The following is a 17,465-nucleotide window of genomic DNA, read 5'->3' as shown; positions in this document are numbered from 1 at the left end:
AGGTCAAATGGACTGCCCTGGAGGAGGCGTCAGCTCAGTTAGCTGGCGGATATAACGAGTTGACGATATTTTTGGCATTGTGGCGCGCATCAAGCATGCCGTAAGTCGTGCGCCACTGACCTCCGAGTCGCGTCTCAATGAAGGCGTCGGCGATATCTTCGGACTGGAGGTGCCGCAATTCAGCCCCGGCCGCTGCCAGTGCCAGCTGCTCGGTCAAGATCTCGCGCCGCGCCCTCATCGTTTTCCGCAACGCGCATGGCGGCACGCAAGACTTCGACGGTACCCTGCCCGCCGCGTCCCAATTGGGCCCCGATCCAGTTCAAAACGTCATCAAACAACTGCGGGCCACGCTTCAGCACACGCAGCACATCAAGCGCCATGACATTGCCCGAACCTTCCCAAATCGCGTTGACCGGCGCTTCACGGTAGAACCGGGCCAGATTGCCTTCTTCAATGTAACCGTTGCCGCCGAGGCACTCCATGGCTTCATAAAGCATTGCAGGCGCAATCTTTGCCACCCAATATTTGACGACAGGTGTCATGACGCGCGCGAAAGCCGCTTCACCGCGATCCTTTGCGGCATTGTCGAAAGCGCGTGCAAGACGAAGCGCCAGTGCGGTGGCTCCGGCCACGTCCAGAGACATGTCGGCCAGAACCCGCAACATCAGCGGCTTGTCAATCAACGGGCTCTCGAAAGCGATGCGATGGCGCGCATGATGTACCGCTTCCGCAAGGCCGGCCCGCATCAAGCCTGATGAAGCAATCGCGCAGTCGAGGCGGGTCAGGGTCACCATGTCGATGATCGTCTTGACCCCGTCGCCCGGATTGCCGACCATTTGACCGAGCGCATTGTCGAACTCGACTTCCGAAGAAGCATTCGAACGATTACCGAGCTTGTCTTTCAGGCGCTGGAAGCGGAAACCATTCGACGAGCCGTCGGGAAGTATGCGGGGCACGAGAAAACACGACAATCCTTCCCGCGCCTGCGCCAGGACGAGAAAAGCATCGGACATCGGCGCGGACATGAACCATTTGTGGCCGGTGATCCGGTAAAAGCCACTTCCGGCGGGTTCAGCTCGTGTCGTATTCGTATGAACATCGGTGCCACCCTGCTTCTCGGTCATTCCCATGCCGAGGGTCAGGCCAGTCTTCTTCGCCGGTGATCTGTTACTGGAATCATATTTGCGCGGCAGGATCAGCGGCGACCACTCGCGGTAAAGATTAGGCGCCGCCATAAGAGCCGCCAGCGACGCGCTCGTCATGGTCAGCGGACAAAGATGCCCGCATTCCAGCTGGGCTGCCAGATAGAACCGTGCGGCACGGGACTGATGGCGCAATCCGGCCTCCGGTTTGCCATCCTCCCAAATAGAGGAATGGAGTCCCTGCCCGACCGAGCGGCGCATCAGCGCGTGGTAGGCCGGATGATAGTCGACGACGTCGATCTCGGCGGCCCTGACGATCATGGGTGCGAAGTTTCGGCGTTTCCGTATTTGCCAGCCTCGCGAGATCCTGCGCGTCGCCGGAAAGAACGAAGCGCCCGCTCTGCTCCAGTTCGGTACGTATACCCTGCGGAAACCGCTTGGTGATCTGCATCAACAGCGGATCGCCCAGATAGGCATTGAGGCCGATCATCGGGGGCGTCTGGTTGAGAACGTCATGGGTTTTCAAGAAACTGTCCTGATTCAAATTTTTAAGTCTGCACAATGCCGCCGATCACGGAGCCTGAACAGCATAGTGACCGTGAGTCGCGTTATTTATGGGATGAAGGTTCTGACAAGCCGTTAACTGGTCCCACATGGCATGCTTTCTAACGCAACCGGTTGACCGATGCAAAATGTCTCAGGTTGCAATTTACACCTCGATTATGTCTAGACAAAAGAAAAACCGCCAGCCTATCATGCTCATATATTCATCCATTGTCGTCCTGCCAAAAAAATGAACAAAGGGGTTCTTCAAACATGAAAATCAAATGGTATCTCGGCGCGGCACTTGCCGCAGTCATGGCTTCCGTTTCGCCGTCCTCAGCAGACACCGCCGTGTCGATCGGGCTTTCCGGCTGGACTGGCTTTGGGCCGCTGACACTGGCCAAGCAGGCCGATATTTTCAAGAAGAACGGTCTTGACGTCACTTTGACCAAGATCCCGCAGGCCAGCCGCCATCTGGCGCTGGCATCCGGCGACGTGCAGTGTGCGGCGACAACCGTCGAGACGTGGATCGCCTGGAATGCGAATGGCGTCGGGACCAAGCAGATTTTCCAGATGGACAAATCCTACGGTGCCGATGGCATGGTTGTGCGCAGTGATGTCACCAAGATTGCCGATCTCAAGGGCAAGTCAGTCGCCGCTTCGGCGCCGGGTACGTCGCCCTATTTCGTTCTGGCATGGATGCTCAAGAAGAACGGGCTGACATTGAAGGACGTCAAGGTCGTCAATCTGGAACCGGGGCCGGCGGCCCAGGCTTTCGTAGCCGGACAGAACGACGCGGCGATGACGTATGAGCCTTATCTTTCAACAGTGCGTGCTGCGCCGGACAAGGGCAAGATCATCGCCACGACACTCGATTATCCAGTGGTGATGGATACGTTCGGCTGCACCAACGCGTTCCTTGAAAAGAATCCCGAGGCCGCGAAAGCACTCGCCAAGAGTTATTTCGAATCGCTCGAAATGATCGCCGCCGACAAGGAGAAGGCTTATGAGATCATGGGGGCCGATGTGAAACAATCCGCCAAGACGTTCGGTGAGTCGGCGCAGTATCTGCGCTGGCAGGATAAGGCCGCCAATCAGGTCTTCTTCGACAAGGAATTCATGGAGTTCTCCGAGGAAGCTGCTGATCTGCTTCTGGAAATCGGCATCATCAAGAAGAAGCCTGATCTAGCGGCAATCGTCGATACCAGCTTCATAAAGTAATTTCTTTTGGGAGAACGCATCCTCTTCTTGCGTTCTCCCTTGTCAATTGTATCGGGAAATTCATGTTTCACCCTCTCCAGCCCATTAGGGCTCAGGCACGAATCCTGCTCGGTATCGTGTTTTTCATCGCCTTCATTGGCGCATGGTCGCTTGCGACCTTTGGCGGCTTCGTCTCAAGCACATTCCTCGCCGATCCCCTGACGATGGTGCGCGATGGCTGGTTCCTGCTCTCGGAACAGAACTTTCTCTACGACATCGGCATGACGATCTGGCGCGTCGTCGGCGGTTTTATCATTGCAGCGATCATCGCCGTTCCACTTGGCATCGCCATGGGTGCCTACAAACCTGTCGAGGCACTGCTTGAACCTTTCGTGTCCTTTGCGCGCTATCTGCCGGCCTCGGCCTTCATTCCCCTGCTCATTCTGTGGGCAGGCATTGGCGAAATGCAGAAACTGCTCGTGATTTTCATCGGCGCCGTGTTCCAGATCGTCCTCATGGTGGCGGTTGCCGTTGCCAATACACGGCGCGATCTTGTCGAAGCGGCCTATACGCTTGGCGCCAATGATCGCGGCATCATCAAGCGCGTGCTCATACCGGCCAATGCGCCTGACGTTGCGGAAACGCTGCGCCTCGTGCTCGGCTGGGCCTGGACCTACGTGATCGTCGCGGAAATGATCGGAGCCTCCTCCGGTATCGGCTATATGATCATCAACAGTCAGGCGCTGCTGGCAACCGGCCAGATCATCTTCGGCATTATCGTCATCGGCGTCATCGGATTGATTTCGGACTTCCTGTTCAAATCGGTCAATCGCTGGCTTTTCGCCTGGAGACTGGCATGAGTACACTTGTCATCAAGGGCGTCAGCCGCATTTTCCCGGGGGTGCACGGCGGACAGCCCACGCAGGCGCTACAGCCCACCGATCTCACGGTTCCGCACAATGATTTTGTCTCGATTCTCGGTCCGTCGGGCTGCGGAAAATCCACGCTTCTTCGCATCGTCGCCGGCCTCGACCGGCCGACAAGCGGTTCCGTCACCCTGGATGGCCAGGAGGTCAAAGGCCCCGGTGCGGATCGCGGCGTCGTCTTCCAGTCCTATACGCTGTTTCCGTGGCTGACCATCGAGCAGAATATCGGCTTCGGACTGCGGGAGCGCGGTGTCGCCGAAAAGGAAAAACGTGAAATCGTTGCCTCCTATATCGACAAGGTCGGCCTCAGGGGCTTCGAGAACCATTGGCCGAAACAGCTTTCTGGCGGAATGCAGCAGCGCACGGCCATTGCCCGGGCTCTCGCGAACAATCCAAAGATCCTGCTGCTGGATGAACCGTTCGGAGCGCTTGATAACCAGACGCGCGGCCTGATGCAGGAGCTTTTGCTTGGCATCTGGGAGCATGAACAGAAAACGGTTATTTTTGTCACGCACGACATCGAAGAAGCAATCTTCATGGCGTCGCGCGTTGTCACGATGTCCGCCCGCCCCGGCCGGATCAAATCGATCATGCCGGTACCGCTCGCGCATCCACGGCATTATACGGTGAAGGCCAGTCCGGAGTTCACGCAGATGCGGTTGAAACTGACCGAAGAAATACGCAGCGAAGCCATTCTTGCGGCCGGTGTGCATTAGAAGCGGTTTCAGCCATCTTTTCTTGGGAAACTTGTAGCGATATGGTGCCCGGCGCTTGCGAGGCGGCGGGTTGAAGCCTATAGGGGGGACTTGATATGACATCAGAAACATCCCCCCTTCTGTTTCCCCACCGCCACTTGCTTGGCATCAAGGGCCTTTCTCCTCAAGACATTGTTCAACTGCTTGACCTCGCCGAAAGCGAGATTGCGGTTTCGCGCCAGTCCGAGAAGAAAAAAAACCACCTTGCGCGGCCGCACCCAGATCAATCTGTTCTTCGAAGCCTCGACCCGAACGCAATCATCCTTCGAGCTTGCCGGCAAACGCCTTGGCGCCGACGTAATGAACATGTCGGTGGGCAATTCTTCGGTCAAGAAGGGCGAAACGCTGATCGACACGGCCATGACGCTCAACGCCATGCGGCCGGACATTTTGATCATCCGGCATGGTTCGGCGGGTGCCGCGGCTCTGCTGGCACAAAAGGTCGGCTGCTCCGTGGTCAATGCCGGCGACGGTGCGCATGAACACCCCACACAGGCGCTGCTCGATGCACTGACGATCCGCAGGGCCAAGGGCAAGGTCGAGCGGCTGACAGTTGCTATCTGCGGCGACGTTTTGCACTCACGTGTCGCGCGGTCGAATATCATCTTGCTCAATGCGCTCGGCGCGCGCGTGCGGGTGGTTGCCCCCTCCACGCTGCTCCCGGCCGGCATTTCACATATGGGTGCCGAAGTCTTCCACAAGATGGAGGACGGGCTGAAAGACGCCGATGTGGTGATGATGCTGCGCCTGCAGCGCGAGCGCATGGCAGGCTCTTTCGTCCCCTCGGTGCGTGAATATTTCCGCTACCATGGTCTCGACCGGGAAAAACTCAAACACGCCAAGCCCGACGCCATCGTGATGCACCCGGGTCCGATGAACCGCGGCGTCGAGATCGCTTCGGACGTGGCGGACGGTGTCCAGAGTGTCATCCAGGAACAGGTAGAGATGGGTGTAGCCGTGCGTATGGCGGTCATGGAAGCGCTGCTCGATCCGCGCCGCAATGCGGAAGGAGTTGCCGGATGAGCGCCACCGTTCTGCAGAATGCCCGCATCGTCGACCCCTCGCGCAACCTTGATGAACTCGGTACGCTGATCATCAGACAAGACAAGATCGTTGCCAGCGGGGCCGATGTCCGCAATCAGGGCGTGCCCGAAGGGGCAACCATCATTGACTGCCAGGGCAAGGCGGTCCTGCCCGGCCTGGTCGATGCGCGCGTCTTCATTGGTGAACCGGGCGCGGAACACCGCGAAACCATCGCCTCCGCCAGCCACGCAGCCGCCGCGGGCGGTGTCACGTCGATGATCATGATGCCGGACACCGACCCCGTCATCGACAACGTGGCACTCGTCGAATTCGTCATGCGCACAGCGCGCGATACGGCGGTGGTCAATGTCTATCCGGCAGCGGCGGTCACCAAAGGGCTGCTTGGCGAGGAAATGACCGAGATCGGACTGCTCCGCGAAGCCGGTGCCGTTGCGATCACCGAAGGCCGCAACTCCATTGCCAACACGCAGCTCATGCGCCGCGCCCTCACCTACGCCCGTGATTTTGGCGTGGTGCTGGCGCATGAGGCACAGGATGCTCATCTCGGCATCACCGGCGTGATGAACGAAGGCCTCTATGCCAGCTGGCTCGGCCTTTCCGGCACGCCGCGCGAAGCCGAAGTCATTCCGCTCGAGCGCGATATGCGGCTCGCCGCGCTGACCCAGGGTGCCTACCACGCGGCACAGATTTCGACCGACATGTCGGCTGAGGTCATTTCGCGTGCCAAGCATAACGGTTTGAACGTCACCGCCGGGGTGTCGATCAATCACCTTTCGCTCAATGAAAACGACATTGGCGAATTCCGGACCTTCTTCCGGCTGCAGCCGCCGCTGCGGCTCGAGGAAGACCGCCTCGCCATGGTGGAAGCGCTTCGCGACGGCACTATCGACATCATTGTGTCCGCGCACGATCCACAAGACGTCGATACGAAACGCCTGCCCTTCGCCGACGCGGCGGCAGGCGCCATCGGCCTTGAAACATTGCTTGGTGCCGCGCTCAGACTCTATCACAACGGCGACGTTCCATTGCTCCGCATCGTCGAGGCGATGTCTAGCGCACCAGCCAGGATTTTCGGCCTGGATGCAGGTTCTTTACGCCCGGGCTCGAAGGCGGATATGACCATAGTCGATCTTGACGAACCATGGGTTGTGAACGAAGAAGATTTACGGTCGCGTTCCAAGAACAGCTGTTTTGAGGGCGCGCGTTTTCAAGGCCGCGTTGTTCAGACATTTGTTGCAGGAAAATCAGTCTTCACCATCTGAAAATACCAAGGGGACGATGCATGTCGGATTTCTTCAATGGGCAAGCAGGATTTCCGCTTCTCCTGTTTGCGCTCGTTTTCGGCTACATGCTCGGCTCGATCCCCTTTGGCCTGATTCTGACCCGCATGGCCGGACTGGGCGATGTGCGCAGCATCGGTTCCGGCAATATTGGCGCGACCAATGTTCTGCGCACCGGCAACAAGAAACTGGCGGCGGCAACGCTTCTGCTTGATATGCTGAAGGGTACTGCAGCGGTGCTGATTGCCGGGATTGTCAGCCCGGAAGCGGCAATCGTCGCGGGCTTTGGTGCTTTTCTCGGGCACATCTTTCCGGTCTGGTTGAAGTTCAAGGGCGGTAAGGGCGTTGCGACCTATCTTGGCGTGCTGCTCGGCCTGTTCTGGCAGGGCGCGTTGGTCTTCGGCGCTGTCTGGCTGATCGTGGCCTACACGACACGCTATTCGTCGCTTGCCGCCCTCGTCGCGGCCGTCATTGTTCCGGTTACTCTTTATATTATCGGCGTTCATCAGATCGCAGCACTTTTCTTCGTGCTGACCATCATCGTCTTCATCAAGCATCGAGCCAACATTGAACGGCTTGTTTCCGGCACCGAGGGTAAGATCGGCGCCAAAGGATGAATGAAGAAAGGAAGGGCATACGCCTTTCTGACAGCCAGCGACTGAGCTGGCTGAGATTGATCCGCAGCGAGAATGTCGGTCCCGCCACGTTTCGCGACCTGATCGCCCATTGCGGCTCTGCCGGCGACGCTTTGCAAATGCTGCCGGAACTTGTGAGACGTGGTGCCGGACGCCCTATCCGCATAGCAAGTCTTGAAGACGCTGAACGTGAGATGCAGGTAGCCAGCCGAATGGGTGCCGTCTTCATAGGCATCGGCGAACCGGACTACCCACAGTATCTCCGGCAGTCCGACAACCCTCCGCCATTGGTGGCGGTGAAGGGGAATCCTGAGGTTTTCCGGCTTCCGCCGGTCGCCATTGTGGGTGCACGGAACGCCTCACTGGTCGGTATCAAATTCGCGCGAACAATTGCGCGGGAACTTGGCGAAGCGGGATATTCCATTATTTCCGGCCTCGCTCGTGGAATAGACACCGCGGCCCATGAAGCGGGCCTCGATCACGGAACCGTGGCAGTCATGGCCGGAGGGCTCGACCTGCCCTACCCGCCAGAAAATCTCAATCTCTACAGGGCAATAAGTGACCGGAATGGCGCAGTCATCAGTGAAATGCCATTTGGGTGGGAACCTCGCGCCAAGGATTTTCCCCGGCGTAACCGGATCATCGCTGCGCTGTCATTGGGATTGGTTGTCGTTGAAGCGGCCGAGCGCTCGGGCTCGCTGATCAGCGCACGACTCGCCGGTGAACTTGGCCGTCTCGTCTTTGCTGTCCCCGGATCGCCGCTTGATCCAAGGGCGAAGGGCACAAATGGGCTGCTGAAGAACGGGGCGATCGTGACCACGTGTACTCAAGACATAGTGATGGCCCTGACGCCGCTCGTCGAACGGCCGGTCTTCGATGATCTTGCCTTTCTCGCGCCGGAGACTGATTTCCCCGCCATCAATCCGCCCGATGAAACTGATCGGGACCGGATCGTCAACTTGCTCGGCCCCGTTCCTGTCGAAATCGATGAGCTGATCCGCACCAGCGAATTGCACCCCTCAATGGTAATGCTGATTCTGCTCGAACTTGATCTCGCCGGGCGTTTGCAGCGTCATTCAGGCGGACACGTTTCGCTGACTTATGCCTGAACCAGCACCAATTTCCTTGCGCAGCTGGTCACTGCTTTCAATATATGCGATCTCTATAAGATAGGCCAACATCTCCAACCGGTTTGTCTTGGCCATTGCGCGTAACTCGCCCAGCATTTGCTGAATAAATCTTGCGCTTTCAATCCGATTGATTTGACTCTCGCTCATAATTTCATCCTCAATATAAATTTTTATAGAAAATATGCGCTATACTTTGACCTGAAATTGCTTAATTTATGCCTACTTAAGCTCCTGTTTTTTATACTCTATATGTGTAAACGAGAAATGACTCGCCATGATCTCGACTATACCCTTGAACCCGATAGAAAAATACCATTAATTGCATATCTCCGTAGAGCAACCTACGGTTGCAATTCACGATTTTTGGCGTGTAGACCTTGACGTTGTGCCGAAGCCTGTTCATTTCACAGGCCTGTTCCGAACTAAAATTAGTGCTTTTGTAATCTGACAAGGGCAGGAAAGCTCAAATCTGTAATGAACGTTGTCGTCGTTGAATCGCCTGCCAAGGCCAAAACAATCAACAAGTATCTCGGTTCAGGCTATACGGTCCTGGCCTCGTTCGGCCATGTGCGCGACCTGCCGGCCAAAGATGGCTCGGTGCGCCCCGACGATGATTTCTCGATGTCGTGGGAGGTCGACTCGGCTTCATCGAAGCGCCTCGGTGACATCGTCAAGGCTTTGAAGGACAGCGATGGTCTCATTCTCGCAACCGATCCGGATCGCGAGGGTGAAGCAATTTCGTGGCATGTGCTGGAAGTTCTTCAGCAGAAGAAGGCGATCGGCAAGAAGCCGGTCAAGCGCGTGGTTTTCAATGCGATCACCAAAGGCGCAGTGCTTGATGCCATGGCCAATCCCCGTGACATCGATATGCCGCTGGTCGATGCCTACCTGGCGCGACGTGCTCTGGACTATCTCTTCGGGTTCACGCTGTCGCCCGTGCTCTGGCGCAAATTGCCCGGAGCACGCTCCGCCGGGCGTGTCCAATCGGTGGCTTTGCGACTTGTCGCCGACCGCGAAGCGGAAATCGAACGATTCATCCGCGAAGAATACTGGAACATTGCCGCGCTTCTAAGGACCCCGCGCAATGACAATTTCGAGGCGCGCCTCATTTCTGTCGATGGCAGGAAGCTCGGCAAGCTTGAGATCAAGAATGGTGAACAGGCAGGCGAAATTCGCGCCATGCTGGAAGGTGCGTCGTTCAAGGCAGCATCTGTTGAAGCAAAGCCGATCAAGCGCAGTCCTGGGCCTCCATTCACCACGTCGAGTTTGCAGCAGGCCGCCTCGGGTCAGCTCGGCTTTTCCGCCTCACGAACCATGCAGATCGCGCAAAAGCTGTACGAAGGGATGGATCTTGGCACCGAAACCGCGGGCTTGATCACCTATATGCGTACCGATGGCGTTCAGATGGCGCCGGAAGCCGTGCAGGCCGCGCGCCAGACAATCGGCAAGGTCTTTGGTGAAAAATATGTCCCGGAGAAACCGCGGTTCTACGCAACCAAAGCGAAAAACGCCCAGGAGGCTCACGAAGCGATCTCGCCCAACGGATTTCAATAGACATCCCAAGGACATGCGCAAGTTTCTTGATGCGGATCAGGCTCGACTTTACGAGCTGATATGGAAGCGGGCGATTGCCAGCCAGATGCAATCTGCCGATATCGAGCGAACCACCGTGGATATTGACGCACAGAACGGCTCGCGTCTTGCGCAACTGCGTGCCACGGGTTCCGTTGTCCGATTTGACGGTTTCCTCGGGGCCTACACGGACCATCGCGAGGAAGAGGATGTCGATGAAGACAGCGCCCGTCTTCCGGAGATTCGTGCCGGCGAGGCGCTTGCCCGTGAAAAGATCAATGCCACACAGCATTCCACTGAACCGCCGCCGCGCTATTCGGAGGCCACACTCATTAAAAAGATGGAAGAGCTCGGCATCGGCCGTCCTTCGACCTACGCATCGACACTCGCGACCCTTCGTGACCGCGAATATATAACCATCGACAAGCGCAAGCTCATTCCGGAAGCCAAAGGCCGTCTGGTCATCGCATTCCTGGAAAGCTTCTTCAAACGCTATGTTGAATATGATTTCACGGCTGATCTTGAAGAAAAACTCGACGAGATCTCCGATGGAAAGCTCAAGTGGAAGGATGTTCTGCGGGCTTTCTGGACCGATTTCTTCGGTTCTGTCGATGGAATCAAGGAACTGCGCGTCACCAACGTGCTGGATGCATTGAATGACCAGCTTGGACCGCTGGTCTTTCCGCCGCGCGAGGACGGCAGCGATCCACGCATCTGTCAGGTGTGCGGCACCGGCAACCTGTCGCTGAAGCTGGGCAAGTATGGCGCCTTCGTTGGCTGTTCGAACTATCCGGAATGCAAGTTTACGCGCCAGCTTGGCGGAAGCGAAGCTGCCAACGAAAATGGCAACGGCGGGGATGAACCGAAGCTGCTCGGAAAAGACCCCTACACCGATGAAGCCATCACTGCACGTAGTGGCCGGTTCGGCCCTTATATTCAACGTGGCGAAGGCAAGGAAGCCAAGCGTGCCAGCCTGCCCAAGGGGTGGACGCTCGACACGATCGATCACGAAAAGGCGTTGGCACTTCTGTCGCTGCCGCGTGATGTCGGCCAGCATCCGGAAACAACCAAGATGATCTCGGCGGGGATCGGGCGCTATGGCCCATACATCACCCATGATGGCGCATACGCCAATCTGGAGAATGCAGAAGACGTGTTTTCCATCGGCCTCAACCGTGCTGTTACGGTGCTTGCCGACAAGCAGGCGAAGGGACCGGGACGTGGCAGGGGGGTACACCTGCAGCTCTCAAAGAGCTCGGCGAACATCCGGATGGCGGCGTTATAACAGTGCGCGATGGTAAATACGGACCTTATGTCAATTGGGGCAAGGTCAACGCGACGCTTCCGAAGGGCAAGGATCCGGCGGTGGTGACCGTGGAGGAAGCTCTTGCTATGATCGCCGAAAAGGCAGGCTCCAAAGGCACCAAGAAGGCGCCCGCCAAAAAAGCGGTAGCGGCCAGGAAGCCGGCCGCCAAAAAACCCGCTGCGAAAAAAACCGCAACCAAATAAGCAAGTTAAGGATAACTCGATTGGCACGCCGTATCTCTCCACCCAACGGAAAAAAGCGGCCTGCCAATTCTGCAGCTCCGAACCGTGAATCCTACATGCCGGGACGTGACGAAATTCTCCAGTTCATCAAGGAGAATCCTGATCTCGCCGGCAAACGGGACATAGCAAAAGCCTTCAATCTGAAGGGCGAGGCACGGATTGTACTGAAGGACATTCTGCGCGATCTCGCCGATGACGGCCTCGTCGAGAAGCGGGCCAAACGGCACTCCATTCCGGGCAGCCTTCCCAGCGTTGCGGTGTTGGATATCACTGGGCGTGAGGGTGATGGCGGGCTGGTCGCCAAGCCCGCGGAATGGGACGCCAATCATCAGGAGCGTCCGCCTGTCGTTTTCATCCGCGCCTCGCGTAACCAGAAGGGCCCGACGGCGGGCGTTGGTGACCGGGTGCTGGCGCGCATTTTTCACGGCGCTGATCCGTCCGGTCCAGCCTATACGGCGCGTGTCATCAAGCGGATCGAACATCGGAAGGATGCGGTCCTTGGCGTCTTGCGCAAGCTCGACAATGGTGAATGGCAGCTCGAACCCGTTGAGCGGCGGCAGGTTGCACTGTCCATCGACCCCAATCAGCTGAACAATGCCAAGGCCAATGACCTGGTCGAAGTCGAGGTCTTGAAGGTCAGTCGTTACGGCCTGGCATTGGGACGGATCACCCAGGTGGTTGGCTCGGTGGCGAGTGAAAAAGCGCTGTCGATGATCGCGATCCACGAACACGAGATCCCGCATGTGTTTCCCGACAGCGTTATCGCGGAAGCGGAGAAGGCCAAGCCTGCAACCATGGCCCACCGTGAGGATTGGCGCCATGTTCCGCTGGTGACGATCGATCCGGCGGATGCCAAAGACCACGACGACGCGGTCTATGCGGAGCCTGATCCTGACGAAAAGAACCCTGGCGGGTTCATCGCCACAGTCGCCATCGCCGATGTCGCAGCCTATGTGACGCCGGGTTCTCAACTTGATCGCGAAGCATTGAAGCGCGGTAATTCGGTGTACTTCCCGGATCGAGTGGTGCCGATGCTGCCAGAGCGCATTTCCAACGACCTGTGCTCGTTGAAGGAGCTGGTGGATCGCCCTGCCCTTGCCGTCCGGATGATTTTCAATGCCGAGGGCCGCAAGATTTCGCACAGCTTCCACCGCGTCATGATGCGGTCCCATGCGCGTCTCGCCTATCCGCAAGCGCAGGCGGCGATCGATGGGGTGAACGACGAGAAGACCGCACCGATCCTCGATACGATCCTGAAGCCGCTCTGGGCGGCCTATTCGACGTTGAAGCGTGGCCGCGATGCGCGCGAGCCGCTCGAACTCGATCTCCCTGAAAAGAAAATATTGCTGACGCCGGAGGGCAAAGTCGACAAGGTCGTGATCCCGCCCCGGCTCGATGCGCACAAGCTCATCGAAGAGTTCATGATCCAGGCCAACGTCGCCGCCGCGGAGACGCTCGAGCGCAAGAAGCAGCCGCTGATCTTCCGCATCCATGATGCGCCATCCTTGGCCAAGCAGGAAACGCTGCGGGAGTTTCTGCGGACGCTCGACATTTCCTTGGCGCGCGGCGCGGAGCTGCGCCCCAACCAGTTCAATCATATCCTGAAGCGGGTCGAGGGCAGCGAACAGCAGGAACTGGTCAACCAGGTCGTGCTCCGATCGCAATCGCAGGCAGAATACAATCCGGAGAATATCGGCCATTTTGGCCTCAATCTCCTTCGCTATGCGCATTTCACCTCGCCGATCCGGCGCTATGCCGATCTGATCGTGCATCGCGCGCTGATTTCGGCACTGGGACTTGGTCCTGACGGCATCACACGGGAGGAAGAAGCGGCACTTCCCGAGATTGCGGCGCTGATTTCCACATCCGAACGCCGTGCCATGGCGGCCGAGCGTGACACGGTGGATCGCCTGATCGCCCACTACCTGGCAGATAAGGTCGGAGCCAGTTTTGAGGGCCGCGTGCAGGGTGTCACCAAGGCCGGACTCTTCGTGTCGCTTGCGACATATGGTGCCGATGGATTTATTCCCATTTCAACTTTGGGCGATGATTACTATCATTACGACGAAACCAACCACGCCCTTTCCGGTGAACGGAGCGGAAAAGGCTTTCGGCTTGGCGATATCGTCGAGGTTCGCCTGGTCGAAGCACTGCCAGTAGCGGGCGCATTGCGGTTCGAAATGCTCTCCGAGCCTCACCCGGTTCCCAGCGGTGTGCGCTCGCATCACAAGGCAAAGCGTTTCATACGCGGAAACCAGAAACGTCCATCCAGCGTATCGCGCGGCGGGCGACGAGGCAGAGGATGACTGTACAGATATTTGGCGCAGACACCGCCCCGGCAAGGCCGGTCCGTCCGGTCGGACAAGCCATGTGGCGGGGTTTCCGTAGCCGGTGCCCGCATTGTGGTGAAGGCAAGCTGTTTCGCGCCTTCGTGAAATCTGTCGATCATTGCGCCGTCTGCGGCGAAGATTATACCCATCAGCAAGCCGATGATTTTCCCGCTTACATAACCATCACAATCGTCGGTCATATTGTCCTTGGAGGCTTTCTGGCAGTTGAAACGGTGTTTTTGCTGTCCAATTGGGCCCATCTGGCGATTTGGGTACCATTGACGATCCTCCTGTCGGTAGCGCTTCTGCAGCCGGTCAAGGGCGCGATTATTGGATTGCAATGGGCAAATTACATGCATGGTTTCGGTGGCGAGGCCGACGAACTGGAGCCATCGGACCAGTGATCTCATGGCAGTAAACGGACTGAGAAAATCGGCACCTGACTCAGCAAGCAAGGCGCTTGCGCGGATCAGGCCGCGCGATGCAGCATCGCTGCTGCTGGTCGATCGCTCCGGGGGCGAACTGCGGATTCTCATGGGAAAGCGGCATATGCGGCATGTGTTCATGCCGGGGAAATTCGTATTTCCCGGCGGGCGTACCGAAGCCGCGGACGGTCGCATATCCGCTATCGCCGAACTCTCCGAGAGTGACCAGACAAAGCTGCTGACGGGCATGGGCAGTCGATCCAGCGTCCAGCGCTGCCGCGCCCTTGCACTTTCGGCGATCCGCGAAACCTACGAAGAAGCCGGTCTGTTTCTCGGCCGCCGGCACTCCGATAGTCCATCGATTGCGCACCCCGATTGGGCCGCATTCGTCCAGCGCAACATCCACCCGGATCTTTCAGTGCTGCGCTATTTTGCCAGGGCCACCACGCCACCTGGGGGATTGCGCCGATTCGACACCCGGTTTTTCCTGGCCTTTCGCGACGCCGTGGCCGACGCCTTGCCCGAGGCAACCGGGCCATCGCAAGAGCTCGAAGAATTGTCCTGGCTCCCATTTCGGGAGGCTGTGCGGCTCGATATTCCCGAGATCACCCGGATGATCATTCGCGAGGCAGAAGCGACCCTGGCCGCGAATCCTTCCCTTGAACCCGGCAACGCCGTTATCCAATACCGCATGAAATATGGGCGATCTCGTCCGAGAGGTTTTTTGATTCATGGATGCAATGCAGACGTCTGACCAGACGACCGTCCGGTCCTCCTGGCGCGCGCTTGTCGCAGCCATTGCCACTATCAGCTCCGTTGGCGTTGCCATCGGCCTTGGCATTCCGCTTCTAAGCGTCATCCTCGAGAGCCGTGGCCATTCGGCCACGATGATTGGCCTCAATGCTGCAGTTGCCGGCGTCGCTTCCATCGTGGCCGCTCCCTTCGCCGCTCCCATCGCTGCGCGATTCGGTGTCGTCCCAACACTCCTCGCCATGTTGCTCATCGGCGGCTTTTCCTTTGTCGGATTTCATTTCTTCACCGATTTCTGGATGTGGGTTGTCCTGCGCGTCTTCCTCCATTTCGCGCTGACAATGCTCTTCATCCTGTCGGAATACTGGATCAACGCAACGGCCCCGCCGGAAAAACGCGGACTGGTGCTCGGCATTTATGCCACGGTGCTTTCCATGGGATCTCGCGCTGGGACCATGGCTATTCTCACAGATCGGCAGCGTTGGCATCACGCCGTTTGCCGTTGGCTTTGGCATCATCCTCTTTGCCATGCTCCCCGTGCTTTTTGCATGGAATGAGAGCCCCGACTTTCACGAGGAGGAGCACGTTCCATTCGCCCCGTTCATATGGGCTGTTCCCACTGCGACAGCGGCCGTCTTCGTATTCGGTGCGGTAGAAACCGGGGGATTTGCGCTCTTCCCGGTCTTTGGCTCGCGTATCGGCTACAGCGAGGCCAATGCAGCGCTGCTGCTCACCACGATTGGCCTCGGGAATGTATTGTTGCAGATTCCTGATCGGGCTCCTGAGCGACCACGTCAACGATCGGCGCAGGATCCTGCTCGCCTGCGCCTTGATCGGCCTTGCCGGCATGTGCGTTTTGCCTTTCATCTCCGGGAACTGGTATCTCGTTGCCGCGCTGCTCTTCGTCTGGGGCGGTGTCGTTGCCGGCCTTTATACGGTGGGCCTCGCTCATCTCGGTTCGCAACTCACCGGGCGCGAACTCGCATCAGCCAACGCCGCCTTCGTCTTCTGTTATGCAATCGGCATGCTTGTTGGCCCGCAAGCCGTGGGCATTGGCATGGACTTGATGGGACCAACGGGTTTTTCCGTTGCTCTCGGGGTATTCTTCGCGGCCTACGCGCTCCTGGTTGGCTCCCGGCTGGTGAGTCGCAGAGGTTAGAAGGTAAATAAGACGCAGTTCTGTTTCTCGGATGGCGAGACGATCCACGCGGAAGGTGGCGAGGCCGATGTCTTTCCATCGGACGACGACGCCTGACAAAGTGGGTGGCCGCCAGCCGGAAACCCGAAGGGCCGGGTGTATTCGGGCCAAATCCTTCGGGCTTCGCCCGATGAAAAGCATCGGTCTCGCCAAACCCCTTGACCTTGTCCCGAATTCCGTCTGACAGAACGCGTCCTATTTGCCGTCCGATGCTCTAGCGTGCAACCGCAGCGCGCTTGGAATTAATCAGGACAGTGTTACATTGGCCCTGGAGGGAGAGGCGAGCTCACGCCCGCCTCTCCCTTTCTTATTTCTGAAAGTGAAACCGGATTGCCATAGACCAGCTAGTCCGGGTTCTTTTGAGAGTAAGGCTGATACTAAACGGCAAGTACCGCATAGTTTCATCTCCAAGGTTGAAGGCAAGGCTCTTGCCGCAGTCGGGGGAGCCTGTCTCCCCCGATACACCGGCTGGCTCGGTGTCGTTGCTCTAGCCTTCAAACTTGCCGTTCAACTCTTGGCGCGATTTAAGCTGATCAGCAACGAACGCAGGGTTGAATCGAATCGCTACAAACTCTCGTGAGCTTGTCTTCACCCTCAGGATTGCTGGGTGAATCGTTTTGGCCGATTATATTCATGAGATAACCGACCGAAGCTTGACTTTTGGCCCCGTTCGGTTAAATGTCCGGCCGAATTTCCGCTTATGGCCACGTTGCTGGACTTGAATAGCGGTCCTCAATAATCAGAACAGGTAAACTGAAAATGGCTAAGGCTGCGAATATCAAGATCAAGCTTCTGTCGACCGCTGACACCGGTTTCTTCTATGTTACGAGCAAGAACAGCCGTACCAAGACGGAAAAGATGTCCTTCCGCAAGTACGACCCTGTCGCACGCAAGCACGTTGAATTCAAGGAAACCAAGATCAAGTAATCCTGGTGCTCCTGAATCAAAAATGCCGCCTCCGGGCGGCATTTTTGATTCAGCGACCAA

Annotated in this window: 11 protein-coding genes and 4 pseudogenes; 13 read left to right on the top strand and 2 right to left on the bottom strand. The window is 57.7% G+C overall.

Going from position 1 to position 17,465, the window contains the following annotated elements:
• Window positions 1–34: 34 nt before the first annotated feature.
• A pseudogene (locus N8E89_RS15115) lies at window positions 35–1,668 on the bottom strand (acyl-CoA dehydrogenase family protein).
• A 290-nt stretch (window positions 1,669–1,958) separates the two neighbouring features.
• Between N8E89_RS15115 and N8E89_RS15110 the strand changes: the two are divergent.
• From N8E89_RS15110 to dprA, 7 genes and pseudogenes are all read left to right on the top strand, one after another.
• Entirely contained in the window at window positions 1,959–2,906 is a 948-nt protein-coding gene (locus tag N8E89_RS15110; RefSeq protein WP_262260399.1) for an ABC transporter substrate-binding protein, read from the top strand.
• A 62-nt stretch (window positions 2,907–2,968) separates the two neighbouring features.
• On the top strand, window positions 2,969–3,745 hold the full coding sequence (locus N8E89_RS15105) for an ABC transporter permease (protein ID WP_262260398.1): 777 nt from the start codon (window positions 2,969–2,971) through the stop codon (window positions 3,743–3,745).
• A complete protein-coding gene (locus N8E89_RS15100) occupies window positions 3,742–4,527 on the top strand; it encodes an ABC transporter ATP-binding protein (RefSeq protein WP_106665064.1) in 786 nt (261 codons plus the stop codon). The genes N8E89_RS15105 and N8E89_RS15100 overlap by 4 nt, the downstream gene beginning before the upstream one ends.
• A gap of 95 nt (window positions 4,528–4,622) precedes the next feature.
• A pseudogene (locus N8E89_RS15095) lies at window positions 4,623–5,589 on the top strand (aspartate carbamoyltransferase catalytic subunit).
• Window positions 5,586–6,872 carry a dihydroorotase gene (locus N8E89_RS15090; RefSeq protein ID WP_112759893.1) on the top strand — a complete coding sequence of 429 codons (1,287 nt, stop codon included), beginning with the start codon at window positions 5,586–5,588 and terminating at the stop codon, window positions 6,870–6,872. The pseudogene N8E89_RS15095 and the gene N8E89_RS15090 overlap by 4 nt, the downstream one beginning before the upstream one ends.
• 20 nt (window positions 6,873–6,892) lie before the next feature.
• Window positions 6,893–7,507 (top strand): glycerol-3-phosphate 1-O-acyltransferase PlsY, encoded by a 615-nt coding sequence (gene plsY, locus N8E89_RS15085; protein WP_106665061.1) that lies wholly within the window; start codon window positions 6,893–6,895, stop codon window positions 7,505–7,507.
• Window positions 7,504–8,634 carry a DNA-processing protein DprA gene (dprA, locus tag N8E89_RS15080; RefSeq protein ID WP_262260397.1) on the top strand — a complete coding sequence of 377 codons (1,131 nt, stop codon included), beginning with the start codon at window positions 7,504–7,506 and terminating at the stop codon, window positions 8,632–8,634. The genes plsY and dprA overlap by 4 nt, the downstream gene beginning before the upstream one ends.
• Here dprA and N8E89_RS15075 read toward each other — a convergent pair.
• Entirely contained in the window at window positions 8,602–8,802 is a 201-nt protein-coding gene (locus N8E89_RS15075; protein WP_106665059.1) for a hypothetical protein, read from the bottom strand. The two genes, dprA and N8E89_RS15075, sit on opposite strands and share 33 nt — an antisense overlap.
• 327 nt (window positions 8,803–9,129) lie before the next feature.
• Between N8E89_RS15075 and topA the strand changes: the two are divergent.
• From topA to rpmG, 6 genes and pseudogenes are all read left to right on the top strand, one after another.
• A pseudogene (topA, locus tag N8E89_RS15070) lies at window positions 9,130–11,736 on the top strand (type I DNA topoisomerase).
• Between the two features lie 95 nt (window positions 11,737–11,831).
• A complete protein-coding gene (gene rnr / locus N8E89_RS15065) occupies window positions 11,832–14,081 on the top strand; it encodes a ribonuclease R (RefSeq protein ID WP_262261922.1) in 2,250 nt (749 codons plus the stop codon).
• Window positions 14,051–14,509 carry a DUF983 domain-containing protein gene (locus tag N8E89_RS15060; RefSeq protein WP_410010381.1) on the top strand — a complete coding sequence of 153 codons (459 nt, stop codon included), beginning with the start codon at window positions 14,051–14,053 and terminating at the stop codon, window positions 14,507–14,509. The genes rnr and N8E89_RS15060 overlap by 31 nt, the downstream gene beginning before the upstream one ends.
• 4 nt (window positions 14,510–14,513) lie before the next feature.
• A complete protein-coding gene (locus tag N8E89_RS15055; protein WP_262260394.1) occupies window positions 14,514–15,284 on the top strand; it encodes an NUDIX hydrolase in 771 nt (256 codons plus the stop codon).
• Window positions 15,262–16,439: pseudogene (locus N8E89_RS15050) on the top strand (MFS transporter). Before N8E89_RS15055 ends, N8E89_RS15050 begins: the two are co-directional and overlap by 23 nt.
• A 798-nt stretch (window positions 16,440–17,237) precedes the next feature.
• Window positions 17,238–17,405: a 50S ribosomal protein L33 gene (gene rpmG / locus N8E89_RS15045; protein WP_008122896.1), complete on the top strand. Its 168-nt coding sequence runs from the start codon at window positions 17,238–17,240 to the stop codon at window positions 17,403–17,405.
• The last annotated feature ends 60 nt before the right edge of the window (window positions 17,406–17,465 follow it).

The sequence above is a fragment of the Phyllobacterium sp. A18/5-2 genome (assembly GCF_025452215.1).
In the GTDB taxonomy this organism is placed as follows: domain Bacteria; phylum Pseudomonadota; class Alphaproteobacteria; order Rhizobiales; family Rhizobiaceae; genus Phyllobacterium; species Phyllobacterium sophorae.
This window is presented reverse-complemented; position numbering and strand designations above follow the sequence as displayed.

What these genes read in the sequence shown, in the direction of transcription:
- N8E89_RS15110 (WP_262260399.1), top strand. Translation starts at nt 1,959, where the DNA reads ATGAAAATCAAATGGTATCTCGGCGCGGCACTTGCCGCAGTCATGGCT.
- N8E89_RS15105 (WP_262260398.1), top strand. Translation starts at nt 2,969, where the DNA reads ATGTTTCACCCTCTCCAGCCCATTAGGGCTCAGGCACGAATCCTGCTC.
- N8E89_RS15100 (WP_106665064.1), top strand. Translation starts at nt 3,742, where the DNA reads ATGAGTACACTTGTCATCAAGGGCGTCAGCCGCATTTTCCCGGGGGTG.
- N8E89_RS15090 (WP_112759893.1), top strand. Translation starts at nt 5,586, where the DNA reads ATGAGCGCCACCGTTCTGCAGAATGCCCGCATCGTCGACCCCTCGCGC.
- plsY (WP_106665061.1), top strand. Translation starts at nt 6,893, where the DNA reads ATGTCGGATTTCTTCAATGGGCAAGCAGGATTTCCGCTTCTCCTGTTT.
- dprA (WP_262260397.1), top strand. Translation starts at nt 7,504, where the DNA reads ATGAATGAAGAAAGGAAGGGCATACGCCTTTCTGACAGCCAGCGACTG.
- N8E89_RS15075 (WP_106665059.1), bottom strand. Translation starts at nt 8,802, where the DNA reads ATGAGCGAGAGTCAAATCAATCGGATTGAAAGCGCAAGATTTATTCAG.
- rnr (WP_262261922.1), top strand. Translation starts at nt 11,832, where the DNA reads ATGCCGGGACGTGACGAAATTCTCCAGTTCATCAAGGAGAATCCTGAT.
- N8E89_RS15055 (WP_262260394.1), top strand. Translation starts at nt 14,514, where the DNA reads ATGGCAGTAAACGGACTGAGAAAATCGGCACCTGACTCAGCAAGCAAG.
- rpmG (WP_008122896.1), top strand. Translation starts at nt 17,238, where the DNA reads ATGGCTAAGGCTGCGAATATCAAGATCAAGCTTCTGTCGACCGCTGAC.